This is a genomic window from Streptomyces sp. 8N114, assembly GCF_052245835.1.
Taxonomy (GTDB): domain Bacteria; phylum Actinomycetota; class Actinomycetes; order Streptomycetales; family Streptomycetaceae; genus Streptomyces.
In genome coordinates, this window is sequence record NZ_JBQQBT010000001.1 from 86,611 (window position 1) to 108,431 (window position 21,821).

Here is a 21,821-nt window from a genome sequence, read left to right on the forward strand (position 1 = left end):
CATCGCTCAAGGGTTGCGTAACGGAGGATGTCTCATGCACAGTGGCACCCGTGGCTCGCGACTCGAAGAAGACAGCCGGCTCCTCCTCCCTGGACGCCGTGTCCCTGGCAATCATCGAACAGCTCCAGGAGGATGGACGGCGTCCGTACGCCGCCATCGGCAAGGCCGTGGGCCTGTCGGAGGCGGCCGTGCGGCAGCGCGTCCAGAAACTCCAGGAACAGGGCGTCATGCAGATCGTCGCCGTGACCGATCCGCTCACCGTCGGCTTCATGCGCCAGGCGATGCTCGGCGTCACGGTCGACGGTGATGTCGAACCGGTCGCCGACGCGCTCGCCGAGATCGACGAGGTCGACTACGTCGTGATCGCGGCGGGCTCGTTCGACCTGCTGGTCGAGATCGTGTGCCACGACGACGACCATCTCCTCGAACTGATCAACAAACGCATCCGGACCCTGCCGGGCGTGCGGTCGACGGAGAGCTTCGTCTACCTCAAGCTGCGCAAGCAGACCTACACATGGGGAACGCGATAAAAGTGAGCAAGGACAGTCACGCCGGCCAGGGGAGCAAGGACCTCTCCAGCACTGCGAACGACCACCTGTGGATGCACTTCACCCGCATGTCGTCGTACCAGCACGCGCCCGTTCCGACCATCGCCCGCGGCGAGGGCGTCTACATCTACGACACCGACGGCAAGCGCTACCTCGACGGCCTGGCGGGCCTGTTCGTCGTCCAGGCGGGTCACGGCCGCGCCGAGCTGGCCGAGGCCGCCAACAAGCAGGCCCAGGACCTCGCCTTCTTCCCCATCTGGTCCTACGCGCACCCCAAGGCCGTCGAGCTGGCCGAGCGGCTGGCGCACCACGCCCCGGGCGACCTGAACAAGGTCTTCTTCACCACCGGCGGCGGCGAGGCCGTCGAGACGGCGTGGAAGCTGGCCAAGCAGTACCACAAGCTGACCGGCAACCCGCTCAAGCACAAGGTCATCTCCCGGGCCGTCGCCTACCACGGCACCCCGCACGGCGCGCTGTCCATCACCGGCCTGCCCGCCCTCAAGGCTCCCTACGAGCCGCTGGTCCCCGGCGCGCACAAGGTGCCCAACACCAACATCTACCGCGCCCCGATCCACGGCGACGACCCCGAGGCGTTCGGCCGCTGGGCCGCCGACCAGATCGAGCAGCAGATCCTCTTCGAGGGCCCGGAGACCGTCGCCGCAGTCTTCCTGGAGCCCGTGCAGAACGCGGGCGGCTGCTTCCCGCCGCCGCCCGGCTATTTCCAGCGGGTCCGCGAGATCTGCGACCAGTACGACGTACTGCTCGTCTCCGACGAGGTCATCTGCGCCTTCGGCCGGCTGGGCACGATCTTCGCCTGCGACAAGTTCGGCTACGTGCCCGACATCATCACCTGCGCCAAGGGCATGACGTCCGGCTACTCCCCGATCGGCGCCGCGGTCATCTCCGACCGCATCGCCGAGCCGTTCTACAAGGGTGACAACACCTTCCTGCACGGCTACACCTTCGGCGGCCACCCCGTCTCGGCCGCCGTCGCCCTGGCCAACCTCGACATCTTCGAGCGCGAGGGCCTCAACCAGCACGTGCTCGACAACGAGGGCAACTTCTACAGCACCCTTCAGAAGCTGCACGACCTGCCGATCGTCGGCGACGTACGCGGCAACGGCTTCTTCTACGGCATCGAACTCGTCAAGGACAAGGCGACCAAGGAGACGTTCACGGACGAGGAGTCCGAGCGCGTCCTGTACGGCTTCCTGTCCAAGGCGCTGTACGAGAACGGTCTGTACTGCCGCGCCGACGACCGCGGCGACCCGGTGGTCCAGCTCGCCCCGCCGCTGATCTCCGACCAGAAGGTCTTCGACGAGGCCGAGCAGATCCTGCGCTCGGTGCTGACGGAGGCATGGACGAAGCTGTAGGACTCACAGCCCAGCCGCAGACCGGCCCACTCCGGTCGCACACGGCCGCCGCCCGAGGGGCGGGGTCATCGGTTCAGTGACCGATGACCCCGCCCCTCGTTTCGCCCTCCAGAGGGAACGACGGCTCGCGATGTTGAGTGGAGGTGCCCCATGGCCGCCCCGCCGGACGACGTGCTCTGGGCGCGAGGACTGCACTACGCCTATGACGGCTCACCCGCGCTGCAGGGCGTCTCAATGGGTGTCCGAGAGGGCGAGATCGTCGCCGTCACAGGGCCCCGGGGCAGCGGAAAGAGCACACTGCTGCGCTGTCTGTCCGGACAGCTGCTGCCGGAGAAGGGCGAGGTCTGGTTCAACAGTTCCCCTGTGCACACCCTCGGCCGGGCAGCGCGCGAGCGGCTGCGGCTGCACCGCTTCGGCTGGATCGACAGCAGCCCCCGCCTCGTCCCCGAACTGACCGTCTGGGAGAACGCCGCGCTCCCCCTCCTGCTGGACGGCAGCGGCTACCGCGCGGCCCGCAGCGCAGCACGCGCCTGGCTGGAGCGGCTGGATGTCGGCGGCTGCGCGGCCGACCGGCCCGCCGCGCTGCACCAGGCGCAGCGCCAGCGCGTCGCCGTGGCCCGCGCCCTGGTCCACTCCCCCGACGTGGTCTTCGCCGACGAGCCGACGGCACCGCTGCACCAGAGCGACCGTGCCCAGGTGCTGCGGGCGCTCAGCGCGGCCGCCCGCTCGCACGGCATCACCGTTCTGCTGGCCACCCACGACTTCGCGCTCAACCAGGCAGCACGCACCGCCGACGCGACCGGCGCCGCACTCGCCGACCGCATCGTCGAGCTCACCGACGGACGGCGGGCGCGCACCCCCACCCCCGGCGGCCCGGCAGCACAACCCGCAGGACCGGAAGGCACGACAGCGTGCTCACTCTCCGTCTGACCCTCGCGGCGCCGCCCCTGGCGCTGCTGCTCCGGCTGCTGCTCCTGTGCGCCTCGACGGGCATCGGCTTGCTGCTGCTCGCCACGCTCTCCTACGCCCTGGACCATCCCGAGGACCACGCCACTGCCCTGCTGCGGCTGCTATGGTGCACGGTCCCGCTCGCCGTCACCGCACAGCTCGCCGCGGCGCTCGGGCAAGCCGAGCCCCGGGCCGAGGCCCGCTCCGGCCTCGACGCGGCCGGACTGGGCCCCGCCCGACTGCCGCTGCTGGCCGCACGCACCACCGCGGCACCCAGCGTGACGGGCAGCGCGCTGGCGCTGCTCGTGACCGCACGGGGCATCGGTAGTGCCGGCGGCGCCAACGGCTCGGCGCTCGTGCTGGCCCTGCCCGTCCCCTCCGCCGGGCTCCCGCTGCCCGGACAGCCGCTGCCCGCGCCCGCCGCCATCACCCTGCTGAGCACCGTCCCCCTGCTGGCCGCCCTCGCGGCCGCCTGGGGAGCGAGGGCAGCCGTTCCGGGAGCGACGGCAGACCCGGATGAATCCTGGGCCTCCACGGCGTCGAGGGTGTTGCTGCGGGGCTCCCGGACGCGCACCCCGTCCGGCGAGCCGAACGCCGAGCAGCGGGACGGGGCCGGCGTCCCCGGCCGGGCGGGTCTGCTGGGCGGGACCGTACTGGCGGCCGGGGGCCTGCTGCTGGCCGCCGGTGCGGCGCGCTCGGCGGCTGTGGGTGACTCCGCGGTCTCCAGGGGATGGACGGTACGCGCACAGGACCTCGCGGCCTCACCGCTTGCCGCCGGGTGGCTGCTCGCCGCGTTCGGACTGCTGCTGGCCGGTCCCGGTCTGACAGCTCTCAGCGGGCGCCTGCTGGGCTCGGTGCGACCGGGTCCGGTACGGCTTCTGGCGGGGCGCTCATTGGTGCGCGACGCGGCCTTTCTGGGACGGCCACTGGGCGGGCTGAGCGCGGTGGGGGCGGCCCTGGTCGCCCTCGCCCGTGCGCGGCTCTCCGGTGACGGGCCACTCGCCCCCGGCCCCCTGTTGGTGCTGGCGGCCGTGCTGACCGGGTGCTGTATGGCCGGTGCCGTACTGGCAGCGCTCGCCCGGGCCCGGAGCGCCCGCGCCCCGCTGAGGGAGCTGCTGGACCGGATCGGGGCGCCCCGGAAACTGGGGCGGGCCGTGACACTGCTGCGCGCCGCTGTCACGTCAGTGGTGTTCACGGCCCTCGCCATGACGGCCGGCCTGCTCACGGCGCTGCCACCGCACTGAACCTCCACGACTCCCGGCTTCGCTCGTCGGAGCCCCGGGGCGGACGCAGGTCACCCTGGAGGTCGCCGAGGTGCGGGGGTGCGGGGTCCGCTTTTGGTGCTCGGTTCGCCGTCCGTGCCGCCCAGTACGTCCCCGAGTGCGTCCTCCGCGCCGTCGGGAACGTCGTCGGTGCCGTCGGGAACGTCGTCCCCGGGGCCGAGCGCACTGTCCCTGCCGTCCAGCGCTACCACCTCCCGCGGGTCGAAGACGGCGCCCACCTCGGCGCCCACCTCCGGCGCATCCCGCAGTGTGCAGGCGGCCTCCAGGGGCGGTCCCTCGTGCGGGCGCAGCAGCACGGTGACCGTGGAGGCGTCTCCGCCACGGAAGGTCCGGGCCTCCACGGTGCAGCGCAGCCCCTCGTCCGGTGTGCGCAGCAGCACGCCACCTGGGCGTACGAGCAGCAGGATGCTGCCCTGGGGGGTGCCCTGCGGAACGGTGAGCTTTCCCCAGCCGGTGACCGCGGTGTCGCCGTGGACGGTGGCTGCGGTGATGTTGTCGAAGCCCAGGAAGCGAGCCACGAACGGCGAGGCGGGACGCTGCCAGACCTCCAGCGGGGTACCTGTCTGTGCGATACGGCCGCCCTCCATGACCACCACCCGGTCGGCGAGTGCGAACGCCTCCCCGTGGTCGTGCGTGACGGCGAGCACTGTGGTGCCCAGCCGCTGGAAGAGCCCGCGCAGCTCGACGACGAGGCGCTCGCGCAGTCCGCGGTCCAGCTGTCCCAGCGGTTCGTCCAGCATCAGCAGCTTCGGCTCCGGCGCCAGTGCGCGGGCCAGGGCGACCCGCTGCTGTTCGCCGCCGGACAGCGTTGTGACGGCACGCCGACCGGCACCCGGCAGCCCCACCAGCTTCAGCAGTTCGGCGACCCGGCGCTCGGCCTCCGGGCGGCTCGTCCCGTGCATGCGCGGCCCGAAGGCGACGTTCCCCGCGACGTCGCGCTGGGGGAAGAGCTGATGGTCCTGGAACATCAGGCCGACGCCCCGACGGTGCGGCGGCACCCCGGTCTGGTCCCGTCCCGACAGCAGCACCCTGCCCGCGTCGGCCTGTTGCAGCCCGGCGACGACCCGTAGGAGGGTGGATTTCCCGCTTCCGCTGGGCCCGAGCACGCACACCGTCTCATGTGCGGCCACCTCCAGGTCGACCGCGTCCAGCGCGGTCCGCTCGCCGAACCGTACGGTCACACCGTCCAGCCGCAGCATCTACAACTCCCCCTGGCGGTCGGTTCGGACACGCTCCAGCGCGAGCAGTACGCCCGCGCACACGAGCATCAGGATGGTGCTCAGGGCCATCGCCTGGCCGTAGTTGGACTCCCCCGCACGGCCCAGCATGCGTGCTACCGCGACCGGCAGGGTGGGGGTGTCGGGGCGGGCGATGAACACCGTGGCGCCGAACTCGCCCAGCGAGACGGTGAAGGCGAACCCGGCGGCCACCAGCAGCGCCCGCCGCACCAGCGGAAAGTCGACCTCCCGCCAGGCACGCAGCGGTGAGGCGCCCAGCACGGCCGCGGCCTCGCGCAGCCGTACGTCCACGGCACGCAGTACGGGCAGCATGGTGCGGATGACGAACGGCACGCCCACCAGTGCCTGCGCGAGCGGCACCAGGAGCCAACTGGACCGCAGATCGAGCGGGGGCTCGTCCAGTGCGACGAGGAAACCGAAACCGACGGTGACGGCCGAGGTGCCCAGCGGCAGCATCAGCAGCGCGTCGAAACCACGCACCAGCCGGCCCGCGCGCCTCGTCAGCGCAGCGGCTGCCAACCCACCCACCGCCAGGGCGATGACTGTCGCAACAGCCGCGTAGGCCAGTGAGTTGCCGATGGCCGCTACAGGCGCGACCACAAAGGTCGCACTGTCCGGCTGCTGCGCCCCCAGTGCGCGGAAAAAGGTGAGCCCATATCCGTCCGGCCCCTCGAAAGCCCGCTGGATGAGCACCAGGAGCGGCACGACAGTCAGCAGAACGATGACGCCCAGCACAGCACACAGCACCGCCCACTGACCGGCACCTGCCGGGCGCCGCGCAGTGTGCTCCGCGGGGACGAGGCTCAGCGCTGCCTCACGCTTACGCAGTGACCAGGAGTGCACCGCCAACAGCGCAGCCACTGCGGCGAACTGGGTGAGCGTCAGCACGGCCGCCGTCGGCAGGTCCAGCAGGGTGGCGGTCTGCCGGTAGATCTCGACCTCCAGCGTGGCGTAGCGCGGCCCGCCCAGCACCTGGATGACGCCGAAGCTGGTGAAGGTGAACAGGAACACGATCAGCGCGGCAGCTGCCACGGACGGCGCCAGCGCAGGCAGGGTGACCCGCCGCCAGGCGGCGAACCGGCCCGCTCCCAGCACCCGCGCGGCCTCCTCCTGACGCGGGTCGAGCTGGGACCACAGGCCGCCGACAGTTCGCACGACGACCGCGTAGTTGAAGAACACGTGCGCCAGCAGGATCGCCCACACGCTGGTGTCCAGCCGCACCCCGAACCACGCGTGCAGCGCCCCGCCCCGCCCCGCCAGCGCGAGGAAGGCGGAGCCGACCACGACCGTCGGCAGCACGAACGGCACGGTCACCACAGCGCGCAGCAGCCGCTTCCCCGGGAAGTCGAGCCGTGCGAACACATAGGCGCCGGGCAGCGCCAGCGCGAGCGTCAGCGCCGTCGAGGCAGCGGCCTGCCAGAGCGTGAACCAGAGCACCTGGAGGATGTCGGGATCGCTCAGCACCTGTCCGATCCGGCCCAGCTGCCACTGTCCGCCCTCGCGCAGTCCGCGCCCGACGATGGCGGCCACCGGGTAGCCGAAGAAGACCGCGAAGAAGGCCACCGGCCCGGCCATCAGCCCGAGCCGCACCCAGCTGCCGCGACCCCGGCGGGGAGCCGCGGCGTCGTACTCCTTGGCAGCGGCTACTTCACCGTGAGCGAGGTCCACGTCTTGATCCACTGCTCACGGTGTTCGGCGATCTTCTTCGGAGCAACGGTGGCGGGGTCGTCTACGGTCTGGCCGTACTTGGTGAACAGCTCCGGCAGCCGGGCGTCCTCGCGGGCCGGGCTGACGAACATCTTCAGCGGCAGATCCTCCTGGAACCGCTTGCTGAGCAGGAAGTCCAGCAGCGCCTTGCCGCCCTTGGTGTTCTTCGCGCCGCTGAGCAGCCCGGCGTACTCCGTCTGCTGGAAACACGTCCCCTCGGCCACACCCGTCGGCGCCTTCTCGGGCGGGTTCTTGACGCCCATGACCTCCGCGGGCGGACTGGATGCGTAGGAGACGACGAGCGGCTTGTCGCCCTTGCCCTTGCCCTCTCGGGAGCCGGTGAAGCGGTCGTAGTACGCCTGCTCCCAGCTGTTCGCGACTTCCACCCCGTTGGCGCGCAGCTTCTTCCAGTAGCCCTGCCAGCCGTCCTCGCCGGACTGGGCGACGCTCGCCAGCAGGAACGCAAGACCGGGCGAGGAGTTGGCGGCGTCCTCGGTCACCAGGAGGTTCTTGTAACGGGGCTCCGTGAGGTCCTGCAGAGTGCGCGGCGGGTCGAGCTTTTTGTCGGCGAACCATTTGCGGTCGTAGTTGACGCACACGTCGCCGGTGTCGACCGGGGTGACCCGGTGCTTGTCCGGGTCGGCCTGGAGCCGCTCGGGCACCTTGTCGAGCCCCTTGGCCTTGTAGGAGGAGAAGACGCCCTTGTCGAGAGGGCGAGAGAGGAGGGTGTTGTCGACCCCGAAGAAGACGTCGCCCTGGGGGTTGCCCTTGTTGAGCACCGCCTGATTGACGGCGGCCCCCGCGTCACCGCCGCGCAGCACGTCGACCTTGTAGCCGCTCTTCTTCTCGAAGTCCTTGAGGACGGACTTGGAGACGGCGAACGAGTCGTGGGTGACGAGCGTGACGGTCTTGGAGTCCCCGCTGTCACTGCCCGAGCCGCCGCAGGCCGTGGCAAGCAGGGTGAGGGTCAGGACAGCGGTCGTTGCGGCGGCAGCGCGCCGCGCGTGCTTGTTCATCAGTGCATCGACTTCCTACCCGGCATGACCCGGGCGAGGTTCGAGGGTCTGCGGCACGTACGGGGCGTACGGCCGCACTCTCAGCGCTGTGAGCGCTCCCCTGTCGGCTGTTCGGTTTTCGGGGCCGCCTGGGCGGCCCGTTCGAACACTATCAGTCAGGCATTTTCGGCCAGGCGTCAGCGTTCGGTCGCCGCCAGCTGGCCGCACGCACCGTCGATCTCCTGGCCCCGGGTGTCCCGTACGGTCACGGGTACACCGTGCATCTCCAGCGTCCGTACGAACTCCGCCTCGTCCTCGGGCCGGGAGGCCGTCCACTTGGAGCCGGGGGTCGGGTTGAGCGGGATGAGGTTGACATGCACCCGCTTGCCCTTCAGCAGCCTCCCGAGCAGGTCGGCCCGCCATGCCTGATCGTTGATGTCCTTGATCAGCGCGTACTCGATGGAGACCCGACGCCCGGACTTGGCCGCGTACTCCCAGGCCGCGTCCAGTACCTCGCGCACCTTCCAGCGGGTGTTCACGGGGACGAGGGTGTCGCGCAGCTCGTCGTCCGGCGCGTGCAGCGAAAGCGCCAGCCGGCACTTGAAGCCCTCGTCGGCGAAGCGCAGCATCGCCGGCACCAGGCCCACCGTGGAGACGGTGATGCCGCGCTGCGACAGCCCCAGGCCGTCCGGCTCGGGGTCGGTCAGCCGCCGGATGGCGCCCACCACCCGCTTGTAGTTGGCCAGCGGCTCGCCCATGCCCATGAAGACGATGTTGGACAGCCGCGCCGGTCCCCCGGGCACCTCGCCGTCGCGCAGGGCGCGCATGCCGTCCACGATCTGGTGCACGATCTCCGCGGTGGACAGGTTCCGGTCCAGCCCGGCCTGGCCGGTCGCGCAGAACGGGCAGTTCATCCCGCAGCCCGCCTGCGAGCTGATGCACATGGTGACCCGGTCCGGGTACCGCATCAGCACGGACTCCACCAGCGTCCCGTCGTGCAGCCGCCACAGCGTTTTACGGGTGGTGTCGTCGTCACAGCTGATGTGCCGCACCACCTTCATCAGGTCGGGCAGCAGCCCCGCCGCGAGCTTCTCCCGCGCTGCGGCCGGAATGTCGGTCCACTGCTCGGGGTCGTGCGCCAGTCGCGAGAAGTAGTGCTGCGAGAGCTGCTTGGCGCGGAAGGGCTTCTCCCCGATCTCCGCGACCGCCTCCCGGCGCTCCTGGGGGCTGAGGTCGGCAAGGTGACGGGGCGGCTTCTTCGCGCCGCGCGGGGCGACGAACGTGAGTTCTCCGGGTGCAGGCATAACTCAGCCAGTGTCGCAGACGCGCGGACTCCCCCGGCCCCCGCCGGTGGGGCCCCTCCCGGGAGTGCTCAGCCCGCGCCGACGAAGATCACCAGCAGCAGCCAGACCACCGGCGCGGTCGGCAGCAGGGAGTCGAGGCGGTCCATGATGCCGCCGTGTCCGGGCAGCAGGGTGCCCATGTCCTTGATGCCCAGGTCCCGCTTCATCATCGACTCGCCCAGGTCGCCCAGGGTGGCGCTGACCGAGACCGCCAGCCCCAGCAGCAGCCCCTGCCACCAGCTCCCGTCCTCGATCAGGAACTGGGTGCACAGCGCCCCGGCCACCATGGCGAAGGTCACCGCACCGATCAGCCCTTCGCGGGTCTTGCCGGGGCTGATCCGGGGGGCCAGCTTGTGCCGTCCGAAGCGCCAGCCCACCGCGTAGGCACCGGTGTCGCTGACCACGGTGAGGATCAGGAACGTCAGCACCCGCCGCGGTCCGTCGTCCGCGGCCAGCATGAGGGCCACGAAGGTGGCCAGGAAGGGCACGTAGAAGGCGGCGAAAAGGGCCGCTGTCACGTCGCGCAGATAGTCGGCCGCAGGCTGGGTCATCCGCCACGCCAGGACAGCGAGGGCCGTGAGCGCCATGGCCACCCACGCGCCCTCGGTGCCCCGCACGTACCCGGCAATGGTCATGGCCGCACCGCCGAGTGCCAGCGGCACCAGCGGGACGCGGATGTCCTTGCGCTCCCGCAGTCGCGAGGTCAGCTCCCACAGCCCGACCACGACCGCCACCACGATGACGCCAAGGAAGACCGGCTTGTAGAAGAAGAGCGCGGCCAGGATGACCGCGCCGAGCCCGAGCCCGACACCTATCGCGGCGCGCAGGTCCCGCCCCGCGCGCTTCTTGCCCTTCCCTGACGGTGCGGGGGTGGGCGAGGGGGCGGCCGGCTGCCGGGGAGTGTGCTCCGGCCCGTTGTGGCCGTGCGGCTGCGCTGCGCCGGGAGGACCGGCGGGGTCTGTGAAACCGGGATCTTCAGGACGGTGCCGGCCGTCGCGGCCGTCTCCTCCGTCACCGGGACCCCCGGGGTCGGACACAATGGGCATAGGCCGAGTCTGCGACGCATCGCCGCCCATACCGTGCACAGGGACACTCACGTCGTAAGCGGACACCTGACCATCGCCCGGGCGGGGCATCGCCGAAGGGGTGGAGCCCTGGTCGGGAGGGCCCCAGAATCCCGCACTCGGTTGCGGTGCTCCCCAGGATGAGTCGTTCACAGATAGCAGCCTTCGACCTCGGACCTTGAGACGGTGGGCTCAGACTTCGAGCAGCTCGGACTCCTTGTGCTTGAGCAGCTCGTCCACCTGCGCGACGTACTTGGCGGTGGTGTCGTCGAGCTCCTTCTCGCCCCTGCGGCCCTCGTCCTCACCGACCTCGCCGTCCTTGATGGCCTTGTCGATGGTTTCCTTGGCCTTGCGCCGGATGCTGCGAATGGAGATCTTGGCGTCCTCGCCCTTGTTCTTGGCGACCTTGATGTACTCCCGACGGCGCTCCTCGGTCAGCTCGGGGAACGTCACCCGGATGATATGGCCGTCGTTCGACGGGTTGACGCCCAGATCCGAGTCGCGGATGGCCTGTTCGATGTTGCGCAGCGAGCTCTTGTCGAACGGAGTCACCACGGCCATCCGGGGCTCCGGGACGGAGAACGACGCGAGCTGGTTGATCGGCGTCATCGTGCCGTAGTACTCCGCCAAGATCTTGTTGAACATCGCCGGGTGCGCACGGCCGGTGCGGATAGCGGCGAAGTCCTCCTTGGCGACGACGACCGCCTTCTCCATCTTTTCCTCGGCTTCGAGGAGGGTCTCTTCGATCACCACGTGCTCCTGGTTCGATGAATGAGCCTGACTGCTTCATCCGGGGCTGTGAGCTGACGGCCGCGCCGCGGGCCGCCCCGGCCCCCGCGATGCCCTGATTCCTGCACGGTGTCCGACCGACAGGCTGTTGTCCATCCCCGTACCGTGCCGTTCCTGCGCCCCGGTGTTGCCGACGGCACGGCACGAACACAGGCCGGCCGCGCCCGCGAGGCCGTCGGCGGGGCCGGTCAGACCCGGGTGCCCTGGTTGCTCACCAGGGTGCCGATCTTCTCACCCTTGACCGCGCGGGCGATATTGCCTTCGGCAAGCAGCTCGAAAACGAGGATCGGCAGCTTGTTGTCGCGGCAGAGCGTGATCGCGGTCATGTCGGCGACCTTGAGGTCACGGGTGATGACCTCGCCGTACTCCAGGGCGTCGAACTTCACCGCCGCCGGATTGCGGGCCGGGTCGGAGTCGTAGACCCCGTCCACGCCGTTCTTACCCATCAGCATCACCTCGGCGTTGATCTCCAGGGCACGCTGGGCCGCGGTGGTGTCGGTGGAGAAGTACGGCATACCCATACCGGCACCGAAGATGACGACGCGGCCCTTCTCCAGGTGCCGGATGGCACGCAGCGGAATGTACGGCTCGGCGACCTGGCCCATGGTGATGGCGGTCTGGACGCGCGAGTCGATGCCCTCCTTCTCCAGGAAGTCCTGGAGCGCCAGGCAGTTCATCACGGTGCCGAGCATGCCCATGTAGTCGGAGCGGGCCCGGTCCATACCGCGCTGCTGGAGCTCGGCGCCGCGGAAGAAGTTGCCGCCCCCGATGACGACGGCCATCTCGGCACCGTCACGGACGACCGAGGCGATCTCCCGGGCCATCTTGTGCACGACGTCGGGATCGACACCGAGTCCGCCGCCGCCGGCGAACGCCTCGCCGGAGAGCTTCAGCAGGAAGCGCCGGCGCCCGTCACTGTCTTTGCCGGTGTCATTGCAGGTCATGGAGATCTCCTCGTGCACATACGAAAGAGGCCATTGCCGTCGGATCCTCACGGTTCCCTCTGCGGCAATGGCCTCCTCGTCACAACTGCCCTGTGCCCGACCTTATCGGGCCCGCGCCGGTTCTGTGCGCGGTGCTCGGTGTGCTCCACCTCTGAGCGAACAGAACCGGCCTGCGGGATGCGTCAGGAACGGGCCCCTCAGGCGCCGACGCGGAAGCGGGCGAAGCGCTTCAGCGAGACACCGGCCTCCTCCAGGACCTTCTGCACGGACTTCTTGTTGTCCTTGGCGAAGGGCTGGTCGAGGAGGGTGTTCTCCTTGAAGAAACCGTTGACCCGACCCTCGATGATCTTGGGCAGGGCCTGCTCCGGCTTGCCCTCCTCGCGGGCGGTCTCCTCGGCGATGCGGCGCTCGTTGGCGACCGTCTCCTCCGGGATGTCCTCGCGGGTCAGGTAGGCCGGGGCGAAGGCGGCGATGTGCTGCGCGACGTCCTTGGCGACCTCTTCGTTCGCCGCGTCCAGCTCGACCAGCACACCGACCTGCGGGGGCAGGTCCGGGCTGGTGCGGTGCAGGTAGCAGCCGACGTACGCGCCGGAGAACTGCGCGAAGCGGTCCAGCACGATCTTCTCGCCGAGGCTGGCGTTGGCCTCGTCGACGTACGCCTGGACGGTCTTGCCGGACTCGATCTCGGAGGCGAGCAGGGCGTCGATGTCGGCCGGGGAAGTGGCCTCGACGTGCTGGGCGATGGCCTCGGCGACGGCGAGGAACTTCTCGCCCTTGGCGACGAAGTCGGTCTCGCACTTCAGCTCGACCAGCACACCGGCGGTGCTGTCGTCGGCGATGCGGGCGATGACCGCGCCGTTCTCGGCCGTACGGCTCTCGCGCTTGGCGACGCCCTTCTGGCCCTTGACGCGGAGGATCTCCACGGCCTTGTCGACGTTGCCCTCGGCCTCGTCCAGCGCCTTCTTGCAGTCCATCATGCCGGCGCCGGTCAGCTCCCGGAGCTTCTTGACGTCGGCGGCGGTGTAGTTCGCCATGGTCTGTGAATCTCTTCTCGGAAAGTCGATGAGGTTGGATCGGAGTCACGCGGACCGGCTCAGCTCACGGCTGGACGGCGGGGGCACCCGGCCCCCGCCGTCTCACCGTGAACCTGTGGGGCCCACGTGATCCACGTGGCCCGTGGGTCAGCCCTGCTCGGCGGGGGCCGCCGCCTGCTCGCCCTCGCCGGCCGGCTGGGCCTCAGCGGCGGGCTGAGCCTCGGCCTCGGCCTCGGCGGGCTTCTCGCCCTCGGCGGACTTCTCGGCCTCGGCAGCCGGCTTCTCGGCGGCCTTCTCGCCCTCCAGGAGGTCGCGCTCCCACTCAGCCAGCGGCTCACCGGCGGCCTTCTCGCCCTTGCCCTCACCGGCGCCGCCCGACGAGCGGGCGATGAGGCCCTCGGCCACGGCGTCGGCGATCACGCGGGTCAGCAGGGTGACGGAGCGGATCGCGTCGTCGTTGCCCGGGATCTTGTAGTCGACCTCGTCGGGGTCGCAGTTGGTGTCGAGGATCGCCACCACCGGAATGTTGAGCTTGCGCGCCTCGCCGACGGCGATGTGCTCCTTCTTGGTGTCCACGATCCAGACGGCGCTGGGCACCTTCTGCATCTCGCGGATACCGCCGAGGGTCTTCTCCAGCTTGGCCTTCTCACGGGAGAGGACCAGCAGTTCCTTCTTGGTGAGGCCGGAGGCGGCCACGTCCTCGAAGTCGATCTGCTCCAGCTCCTTGAGGCGCTGCAGCCGCTTGTAGACCGTCGAGAAGTTGGTCAGCATGCCGCCGAGCCAGCGCTGGTTCACGTAGGGCATGCCCACGCGGGTGGCCTGCTCGGCGATGGCCTCCTGGGCCTGCTTCTTGGTGCCGACGAACATGATGGAGCCGCCGTGCGCGACGGTCTCCTTGACGAACTCGTAGGCGCGGTCGATGTACGACAGCGACTGGAGCAGGTCGATGATGTAAATGCCGTTGCGCTCGGTGAAGATGAAGCGCTTCATCTTCGGGTTCCAGCGGCGGGTCTGGTGCCCGAAGTGGACGCCGCTCTCCAGCAGCTCCCGCATCGTGACGACGGCCATGGCCGTTCTCCTTGAGTTACTCGGTTGTCGTCAGCGGAGGCCCGGACGGCCCCCGCTTGCCTGACGCCCCTGGCGCGCCGCCCGGAAAGTCCGGCTGGGGACTGTTCCTGGGACCGAGATGCGCGGCCACCGGGTGAGGGTGGCGGGACGTGCGAAGTCAGCCCGGTCACCCGGGCCGCACCAGCAGTGTACGGGACCGGGGAGGGGCGCCGCGCCCGGCGGGGGCCGGAGGCATGCCGGGAACCGGGAGCGTGGAGCCGGGTTCCGCGAACGGCCCCGGGTCCCTCGCGCGGGTGACGGCGTTGTCCACAACTGGGCAGTTGCCCACAGATCCTGGCCAAGATCCCCTCGGGACGGCAAACCGCGCCACCGTTCTCCGCATGGAACAGCACAGGCCCCCGGACGCCGGGGCGACCTTCGGCCCCCGCTCCTCCCGGCGGCAGCCCCCACAACGGCACGAGGCGCTGCGGCCCACCCCCGGACGTGGATCGATGTTCCGGGCCCCGGGAGGTGGCGCGGTACGTCGGACCGCCAGACGCGGAGCGACGTGTCGCACCGCCGGGCACGGAGCGGTACGGCCCCCGGGAGGCGAGGCGGCACGTCAGGCGGCCGGGCACGGAGTGGTGCGCCGGCCTCCTGGATACGGCGCTGTACGTCGAGCCGCCGGGCATGGCGCAGTGCCTCGCACCGCCGGACGCGGAGCGGTGCGTCAGACCCCGGGGCGCGGAGCGGTGCGTCAGACCCCGGGGCGTGGAGCGGTACGCCGGACCGCCCGATGCGCGGCGGTGCTGGTCGCGGCGCTGCTGGCGGTGCTGGGCGGATTGCTGCCGAGGGGAGGGACTGCCCTGTTCGGCGCGGCCTGGGCCATGGAACCTCCCGCACCCGATGATCTCCTCACGCCCGCGGGTGCGGGAGCCGACCACGACCTCGCGACGGGGCGCCGCGCGACCGAGGGCGCCGACGGCGGGCGCCCCACGGCCGGACGGACCTGGCCGGTCGAGGGGGCGGACGGCGCGCTACGGCCGTGGGTGTCCAGGGGCTGGGACCCGCCGCCCGAGCCGTGGGCGGCAGGCCATCGCGGGGTCGACCTCGCGGCTCAGCCGGGTCGGCCGGTGCGCGCTGTGGCCGACGGCCGGGTGTCGTTCGCGGGACGGGTAGCTGGGCACGCGGTGGTGTCCATCGAGCTCACGGGCACGGGTCGGCCGCCTCTGCGGACGACGTATCAGCCGGTACGGCCCTCCGTACATAAGGGAGACCGGGTGCGGGCGGGCGAGCGGGTGGGCACCGTCCTGCGCGGTCGGCACTGCCCGCACACCTGTCTGCACTGGGGGCTGCTGCGCGGAGAGCGCTATCTCGACCCGCTCTCGCTCCTGCCCGCCGCGCTCCTGGGCGGCCACTCCCGGCTGCTCCCGGTCCGCGGGGTTCCGGTGCCGGGCAGCCGGCACAAGGGAGTCGCAGTGGAGTTGCGGCCGACGGCCTCGCACGCCGCCGCGAGCGGGGGAGACAGCAGCGGACCGGAGGGGTGGCTCCCGGCCGGTGCCCTCGCACTGGGTGCGGTCTGGGCACACCGGCGACTGCGGCCCGCTTCGGCGGCCGTCAGCCCCGGACGCCGTTCAGCGCCATGGAGACGGCGGCTTCGGCGATCTGCTCCGGATCCTCGGCGGCCCCGAGCTCGATACGGCGCACACCCGCGTCCACGACGCCCTGGAGCAGCATCGCGGCGAGCCGGGGCTGGGCGTGGCCGAGCTCGCCGAGCGCCTCGACGACCATGGAGATCAGCCCGCCGTGTGCGGCGCGGATCCGCTCGCGGGCCCCCGCGTCCAGCTCACCGGCGGAGATCGCGACGACAGCACGGTGCCGGCGGTCCCCCACCAGGGCGAGCTGCCTGCGGACGTACGCCTCGACCTTGCCCTCCGGCGTGGCAGCCGCCCGCATCGCGGACTCGACCTCGGCGGCCCACACCGGGAAGTCGACAGCGCACAGCTCTTCGACGACTGCGGCACGGGAGCGGAAGTACTCGTAGACGGAGGAGCGCGCGAGGCCGGTGCGCTGGGCGAGAGCGGGGAAGGTCAGTGCTTCCGTACCGCCCTCGGACAGCAGCGACCTGGCGGCGTCCAGCAGGGCCGCGCGCTGCATGGTCCGGTGCTCGGCCACGGAGGCCGCTCGAATCCTGGGCACGCCTCTAGCTTACGGAGGGGAGGTCGAGGGTTGCACGCGTCCGGTGCGACCGGCTCGGTCAGCGGCCCGCGTCGGCCAGCTTGGCGCGGAGTTGCAGAACCGATTTGGTGTGGATCTGGCTGACCCTGCTCTCGGTGACGCCGAGCACCTGGCCGATCTCGGCGAGGGTGAGACCTTCGTAGTAGTAGAGCGTGACGACGGTTTTCTCCCGCTCGGGCAGGGTGTTGATGGCGCGGGCGAGCAGCTGGCGCAGTTCGCGGTCCTCGGCAACCTCGACCGGGTTGTCGGCCGCGGTGTCCTCCAGGGTGTCCACCAGGCTGAGCCGGTCGCCGCCGTCGCCGCCGACGTGCAGCAGCTCTTCCAGCGCCACGACGTTGGCCAGCGACAACTGGCTGAAGACGCCGTGCAGTTCCTCCGTCTCGATGCCCATCTCTTCGGCGACCTCCGCCTCGGAAGGACTGCGGCGCAGCCTGGCCTCGAGGGTGGCGTAGGCGCGCTCCACAGCGCGGGCCTTCTGCCGTACCGAGCGGGGGATCCAGTCCAGGGCCCGCAGTTCGTCGATCATCGCGCCCCGGATGCGCGTGATGGCGTACGTCTCGAACTTGATGGACCGGGAGGGGTCGAACTTCTCGATGGCGTCGATGAGTCCGAAGACTCCGGAGGAGACGAAGTCGGCCTGCTCGACATTGGACGGCAGCCCGACACTCACCCTGCCCGCGACGTACTTGACCAGCGGCGAGTAGTGCAGGATGAGCTGTTCGCGCAGCCTGCTGTCCGCCGTGGCCTTGTAGGACCGCCAGAGTTCATCCAGCGAGCTGGGCGCAGTCCTGGGCGTGTCGTCGTCGACCACGGTGCGTGCGGCTGCGGTGGCCGCTGCGGCTGTGCGGTCGGGCCCGGAGGTGTGCTGAGGCATACGTCGCCTTGAGCCGTTCTGCTGGGTAGTGGTGGTCTGTGGGTATGCGGAGTCGTGCGTCTCATTGCGAGATTAAGTGAGCGTAGCGTGACCGCAACGTCGCAGTGTGCGACGTATTGTGCTTTCTCCTCTGCGCTGGCGTGCTCCTTTCCGCGGTGGCTCGGCAGGGCCGGAAGCGGACGCGGCGCGGATGACCGGGCACGGGGCCAGGGTGCGGTGCCCTGCGGGGCCCGTGCCGCCCCGGCGAGCGCGCACAGCTCAGCCTTTCACCCGATAGCCCCAGGTCAAGGACCGCATCATCACCCGATGGAGTGCCCCTTACTGCGCGAGGTCAACTGCCAGCGGTTGCCGTCGCGTTCGACGAAGCCGAGAGCGCGCAGCTCGTGAAGGCGGGCGAGGGCTTCGCCCGGTGGGACGCCCGCCGAGCACGCGATACGGGCGGGGTCGCTCGCCCCGCGGCCGGGCAGCGCATCCAGTACCCGCGCCGCGGCGGGGCTCAACGCGTCGCGCGGCACCGTGGGTCCGCGCCGCTCTGGGGCCAGTTCGCCCATCATGCCCACCTGCTCGATCACTTCGGCGGCGTCGGTGACCACGGTGGCCTCGCCGCGCAGGAGTTGGTGCACGCCCTGGGAGAGCCCGGAGGTGACCGGGCCTGGCATCCCCATCAGATGCCGTCCCAGCCTGAGGGCGCGGCGGGCTGTGACCAGCGCCCCGCTGCGCAGGGCCGCCTCCACCACAACGGTTCCCCGGGTGAGGGCGGCGATCACCCGGTTGCGCAGCACAAACCTGCTGCGGGTCGGATGGTCCCCGGGCGGCAGCTCGGCGACCAGCAGCCCACGCTCACCCAGTACGCGGATCAGCTGCTGGTTGCCCGGCGGGTAGGCGACATCGGCCCCGCACGCCAGCACACCGACAGTGGGGCCCCGTGCGGCCAGGGCACCCCGGTGCGCGGCGGCGTCGATGCCGTAGGCCGCGCCGGACACCACCGTCCAGCCCCGTTCGGCGAGCTCGGCGCCCAGCACGGTCGCGCAGTGTGCGCCGTATTCGGTGCAGGCCCGAGCGCCGACGACGGCCACCGAGCGCAGCGCCCACAGCCGCAGCACCGGCGTGCCCCGCACCCACAGACCGAACGGTCTGGCATCCCCCAAGTCGTCGAGCTGGCACGGCCATTCGGCATCTCCTGGGCAGACGAAGCGGCCACCGCTCGCGGCGATCGCGTCCAGGTCCGCCTGCGGCCGTGCGTGGGCGGCCCGCAGCCGCAGACCCGCCCACCGCCGCTCACCGGCCCCGGTGAGCGGCGGTCCGGTCCCGCATGCCGCCTCCACCACCTCGCACGCCCCGTATGCGGCGATCCACCGCCCGACGAGCTCGTCGCCCGGCTCGGCGATCCGGGTAAGAGCCGCCCGCGCGAGGCGCTCGGGCTCGCCCTGTCCCCGCTCAGCCGCGACCGAGCCCGGCTCCGTCCCGACTGGCTCCGGTTCCGCCCAGGCCGGCCTTCGCTCCGTCCCGACCGGCCCCGGCTCCGGTGGCGGTTCCTGCGCCGTGGCCTCCCGGGGAGTTGGAACAGCCCGCCGTGTGCGCCCCTCCTGTGGCCGTCCCCGGCGCTGCACGTCAGGTTCGGGGCGTCCGGCAGCGCGGCTCCGCGGTTCCCCGGCCGTTCGCCGGCGCCCGGAGGCGGTCCTTGCGCCCTCCGGGCCGGGGTGCGGGACAGCCGGTCGCAGGTGCTCGGCCGTCATGCGGGGATCTCCGGCATCAGATCGCCCCGGCAGATGCCGGTCCGCAGCCCCAGCGCGAAGTTGACGTCCTCGCGCGTGGGCCTGGAATGCCCCGCGAGGTCGGCGACCGTCCAGGCGACCCGCAGCACCCGGTCCAGGCCGCGTGCGGTGAGCAGACCGCGTTCCAGGACGTCCTCGGCCTCGGTGAGCGCTCCGGGGAGCGCGGGGTGCCGGGTGCGCAGTTGGTGGCCGGGGATCTCGCTGTTGGTCTTCCACGGTGTGTCCGCATACCGCGCCGCGGCGCGCTCCCTGGCCTCCAGCACCCGGGCAGCCACCACGGCGGAGGACTCCGCCCGTCCGTCCATGGCTGCCAGTTCGGAGCGGGCGAGCGGTTCCACGCTGACGCGGAGGTCGACGCGGTCCAGCAGGGGCCCAGACAGCCGCGCCCGGTAGCGGCGCACCGAGGCGGGTCGGCACTCGCACCCGCCTCCGTCGCTGCCGTGCCGCCCGCACGGACACGGGTTCGCGGCCAGCGCGAGGAGGAACCGAGCGGGCATCCGCATCATCCCCGCGGCCCGCGCCACGACGACGTACCCCGACTCAAGCGGCTGCCGCATGGCATCCAGGACCTGGGCGCCACACTCCGCGGCTTCGTCCAGAAAAAGAACGCCGTTATGAGCGAGGGAGACGGCACCGGGGCGGGGCACACCGGAGCCGCCACCGACGAGCGCCGCCATCGTGGCTGAATGGTGGGGCGCGCAGTACGGCGGCCGGTCGACGAGCGGCTGGCCCGGAGGCAGCGCGCCCGCGACCGAGTGCACTGCCGTCACCTCCAGCGACTCCTTCCTGCTGAGCGGGGGCAACAGCCCCGGCAGTCGTTCGGCGAGCATTGTCTTTCCCGCCCCGGGCGGCCCCTTGAAATAGATGTGGTGCCGACCGGCCGCGGAGATCTCCAGAGCGCGACGCGCATGGTGTTGTCCGGCCACATCGGCGAGGTCGACCGGGCGTTCCTCACCCAGCAGTCCGGTCAGGCCGGGCGCCGCGGCGGGCAGCCCGGCGAGCCCGGCGTGGACGGTGCCGGGCAGACCCTCGTCGCTGCGGTCGGGCTCCTCGGGCACCGGCTCGTCGGTCAGCACCGCGATGAGCTGGCGCAAGCTGCGTACTCCCAGCACGGAGACGTCCGGGACCAGCGCCGCTTCCGCCGCCGTCTGCTCCGGGACGACCACCTGCCGGTATCCTGCGTCAGCAGCCGCCAGGACGGCCGGGAGGACACCGCGCACCGGCAACACCCGGCCGTCCAGCCCCAGTTCGCCGATCATCACCACCCCGGCAATCTCCCGCGGATCGACGCGTTCGGCAGCGGCGAGCACCGCGCAGGCGACCGCGATGTCGAACCCGCTGCCGCCCTTGGGCACCGAGGCGGGACTGAGGCCGACGGTGAGTTTCTTCTGCGGCCAGGGCACGCCGGAGTTCACCACCGCGGCCCGCACCCGGTCCCGGCTCTCCGTCAGGCTCTTGTCGGGCAGCCCGACGAGGGTGAAGGCGGCGACGCCCGGCTCCAGATCGGCCTGGACCTCGACCGGGACGCCCTCGACCCCGACGAGCGCGACCGCACACGTGCGGGCGAACCCCATCAGCCGACCCCCCGTACGTGCTGCACAGCGGGCGCACCCCGGTCCGGCAGGACGATGCCGACGAGATCGATGCGCACCCCGCCGGTCGGCGGACGTCCATAGCGGGCGACCCAGCACTCGCTGAGCCAGCGCGCCGCCAGCCGCCGCAACCTGGCCGTCTTCGCGGGCGGCAGGCCCTCCATGGGGTGCTGGAACGGGGCGGCCCTGCGGGCTTTTACCTCGCAGATCACGACAGCGTCCGCGTCCCGCGCGATGATGTCGATCTCGCCCTCGGCACAGCGCCAGTTCCGTTCGAGGATCGCCATGCCCGCTTCGCGCAGCCGCCGCGCCGCCAGGTCCTCTCCGTACCGCCCCAGGGCGCCCTTCGCGCAGCCAGGGGGCGACGGCCGTCGTCGCTCCGCGCCGCTCCTCCGGGCGCCCCGCCGGCCCGTGCCCCGGTGTCCGCTGCTCCGCGGCTCCGTGCCGGGACGTCCGCCGCCCCGCCGCTCCGTGCCGGGACGTCCGCCGCCCCGCGCATCGCTCGTATTCATACGGCACCACCTCCGACACCGACTGTGGCGGCACCGGAGGCGGCTCAGGGATCTTGCGTGTTTTCTGTGGAGAACCCGGCAGTTGTGGACAACTCCGTCACCCGCCCGAGTGAGGTTCTGCGGCAGCGGGAACCAGCAACGGGCACCCCGACGGCGAGGTCGGCGGAGCGGCTCGGCTCAGCCCTTGAAGTCCGAGTCCTCCGGCAGGTCGAGCTCGCTCTTGTTGAGCTCCTCGATATTCACGTCCTTGAACGTGAGCACCCGTACCTGTTTGACGAACCGGGCCGGCCTGTACATGTCCCAGACCCAGGCATCGGCCATCGACACCTCGAAGAAAACCTCGCCCTGAACCGAGTGGACCTGCATCTCGTAGTCATTGGTGAGATAGAAACGCCGGTCGGTCTCGATCACGTATTTGAACAGCCCGACGACATCTCTGTACTCCCTGTAGAGCTTGAGCTCCATCTCGGTCTCGTACTTTTCGAGGTCCTCGGCGCTCATGGCATGTTCCCCTTCA

General features: G+C 71.1%; 19 protein-coding genes and 1 pseudogene. 5 read left to right on the top strand and 15 right to left on the bottom strand.

What is annotated here, in order from left to right:
* Window positions 1-41 precede the first annotated feature (41 nt).
* The 4 genes from ACTWQF_RS00340 (at window position 42) to ACTWQF_RS00355 (ending at window position 4,113) form a co-directional block, all read left to right on the top strand.
* The gene (locus tag ACTWQF_RS00340) at window positions 42-530 is read left to right on the top strand and encodes an Lrp/AsnC family transcriptional regulator (protein ID WP_099884642.1); all 489 of its coding nucleotides are present in this window, start codon (window positions 42-44) and stop codon (window positions 528-530) included.
* Window positions 515-1,921 carry an aspartate aminotransferase family protein gene (locus tag ACTWQF_RS00345; protein ID WP_443275954.1) on the top strand — a complete coding sequence of 469 codons (1,407 nt, stop codon included), beginning with the start codon at window positions 515-517 and terminating at the stop codon, window positions 1,919-1,921. The genes ACTWQF_RS00340 and ACTWQF_RS00345 overlap by 16 nt, the downstream gene beginning before the upstream one ends.
* A 150-nt stretch (window positions 1,922-2,071) precedes the next feature.
* A complete protein-coding gene (locus tag ACTWQF_RS00350; RefSeq protein WP_443275956.1) occupies window positions 2,072-2,851 on the top strand; it encodes an ABC transporter ATP-binding protein in 780 nt (259 codons plus the stop codon).
* Window positions 2,833-4,113 (top strand): hypothetical protein, encoded by a 1,281-nt coding sequence (locus ACTWQF_RS00355; protein WP_443275957.1) that lies wholly within the window; start codon window positions 2,833-2,835, stop codon window positions 4,111-4,113. The genes ACTWQF_RS00350 and ACTWQF_RS00355 overlap by 19 nt, the downstream gene beginning before the upstream one ends.
* A 50-nt stretch (window positions 4,114-4,163) precedes the next feature.
* Here ACTWQF_RS00355 and ACTWQF_RS00360 read toward each other — a convergent pair whose 3' ends face one another.
* The 9 genes from ACTWQF_RS00360 to rpsB form a co-directional block, all read right to left on the bottom strand.
* Window positions 4,164-5,351 carry an ABC transporter ATP-binding protein gene (locus ACTWQF_RS00360; RefSeq protein WP_443275959.1) on the bottom strand — a complete coding sequence of 396 codons (1,188 nt, stop codon included), beginning with the start codon at window positions 5,349-5,351 and terminating at the stop codon, window positions 4,164-4,166.
* Window positions 5,352-7,058, bottom strand: coding sequence for an ABC transporter permease (locus ACTWQF_RS00365; protein ID WP_443275960.1), 1,707 nt, complete (start codon window positions 7,056-7,058; stop codon window positions 5,352-5,354).
* Entirely contained in the window at window positions 7,034-8,113 is a 1,080-nt protein-coding gene (locus ACTWQF_RS00370) for a thiamine ABC transporter substrate-binding protein (RefSeq protein ID WP_443275962.1), read from the bottom strand. The genes ACTWQF_RS00365 and ACTWQF_RS00370 overlap by 25 nt, the downstream gene beginning before the upstream one ends.
* Before the next feature lie 176 nt (window positions 8,114-8,289).
* A complete protein-coding gene (gene rlmN / locus ACTWQF_RS00375) occupies window positions 8,290-9,396 on the bottom strand; it encodes a 23S rRNA (adenine(2503)-C(2))-methyltransferase RlmN (RefSeq protein ID WP_443275964.1) in 1,107 nt (368 codons plus the stop codon).
* 68 nt (window positions 9,397-9,464) lie between these two features.
* Window positions 9,465-10,652, bottom strand: a complete 1,188-nt coding sequence (locus ACTWQF_RS00380) for a phosphatidate cytidylyltransferase (RefSeq protein WP_443275966.1) — start codon at window positions 10,650-10,652, stop codon at window positions 9,465-9,467.
* Between the two features lie 39 nt (window positions 10,653-10,691).
* On the bottom strand, window positions 10,692-11,249 hold the full coding sequence (gene frr / locus ACTWQF_RS00385) for a ribosome recycling factor (protein ID WP_443244922.1): 558 nt from the start codon (window positions 11,247-11,249) through the stop codon (window positions 10,692-10,694).
* A gap of 227 nt (window positions 11,250-11,476) precedes the next feature.
* Window positions 11,477-12,232, bottom strand: coding sequence for a UMP kinase (gene pyrH / locus ACTWQF_RS00390; protein ID WP_443244923.1), 756 nt, complete (start codon window positions 12,230-12,232; stop codon window positions 11,477-11,479).
* 197 nt (window positions 12,233-12,429) lie between these two features.
* Window positions 12,430-13,266 carry a translation elongation factor Ts gene (tsf, locus tag ACTWQF_RS00395; RefSeq protein WP_443275968.1) on the bottom strand — a complete coding sequence of 279 codons (837 nt, stop codon included), beginning with the start codon at window positions 13,264-13,266 and terminating at the stop codon, window positions 12,430-12,432.
* Window positions 13,267-13,413: 147 nt separating this feature from the next.
* Window positions 13,414-14,334 (bottom strand): 30S ribosomal protein S2, encoded by a 921-nt coding sequence (gene rpsB, locus ACTWQF_RS00400; RefSeq protein WP_443275969.1) that lies wholly within the window; start codon window positions 14,332-14,334, stop codon window positions 13,414-13,416.
* A gap of 866 nt (window positions 14,335-15,200) precedes the next feature.
* On the opposite strand from rpsB, the pseudogene ACTWQF_RS00405 reads away from it, so the two are divergent.
* Window positions 15,201-15,635, top strand: a pseudogene (locus ACTWQF_RS00405) (peptidoglycan DD-metalloendopeptidase family protein); the annotation flags it as partial.
* 295 nt (window positions 15,636-15,930) lie between these two features.
* Here the strand turns inward: ACTWQF_RS00405 and ACTWQF_RS00410 are convergent.
* The 6 genes from ACTWQF_RS00410 to ACTWQF_RS00435 form a co-directional block, all read right to left on the bottom strand.
* Window positions 15,931-16,470 carry a TetR/AcrR family transcriptional regulator gene (locus tag ACTWQF_RS00410; RefSeq protein ID WP_443277501.1) on the bottom strand — a complete coding sequence of 180 codons (540 nt, stop codon included), beginning with the start codon at window positions 16,468-16,470 and terminating at the stop codon, window positions 15,931-15,933.
* A 100-nt stretch (window positions 16,471-16,570) separates the two neighbouring features.
* Window positions 16,571-17,425 carry an RNA polymerase sigma factor WhiG gene (gene whiG, locus ACTWQF_RS00415; protein ID WP_443275970.1) on the bottom strand — a complete coding sequence of 285 codons (855 nt, stop codon included), beginning with the start codon at window positions 17,423-17,425 and terminating at the stop codon, window positions 16,571-16,573.
* Window positions 17,426-17,724: 299 nt separating this feature from the next.
* Window positions 17,725-18,753 (bottom strand): DNA-processing protein DprA, encoded by a 1,029-nt coding sequence (gene dprA / locus ACTWQF_RS00420; RefSeq protein ID WP_443275972.1) that lies wholly within the window; start codon window positions 18,751-18,753, stop codon window positions 17,725-17,727.
* A 404-nt stretch (window positions 18,754-19,157) separates the two neighbouring features.
* Complete coding sequence (locus tag ACTWQF_RS00425) at window positions 19,158-20,774, bottom strand: YifB family Mg chelatase-like AAA ATPase (RefSeq protein ID WP_443275974.1); 1,617 nt, start codon at window positions 20,772-20,774, stop codon at window positions 19,158-19,160.
* The gene (locus tag ACTWQF_RS00430; protein ID WP_443277502.1) at window positions 20,774-21,130 is read right to left on the bottom strand and encodes a YraN family protein; all 357 of its coding nucleotides are present in this window, start codon (window positions 21,128-21,130) and stop codon (window positions 20,774-20,776) included. The genes ACTWQF_RS00425 and ACTWQF_RS00430 overlap by 1 nt, the downstream gene beginning before the upstream one ends.
* 351 nt (window positions 21,131-21,481) lie before the next feature.
* The gene (locus ACTWQF_RS00435; RefSeq protein ID WP_114015897.1) at window positions 21,482-21,805 is read right to left on the bottom strand and encodes a DUF2469 domain-containing protein; all 324 of its coding nucleotides are present in this window, start codon (window positions 21,803-21,805) and stop codon (window positions 21,482-21,484) included.
* Between the last annotated feature and the right edge of the window lie 16 nt (window positions 21,806-21,821).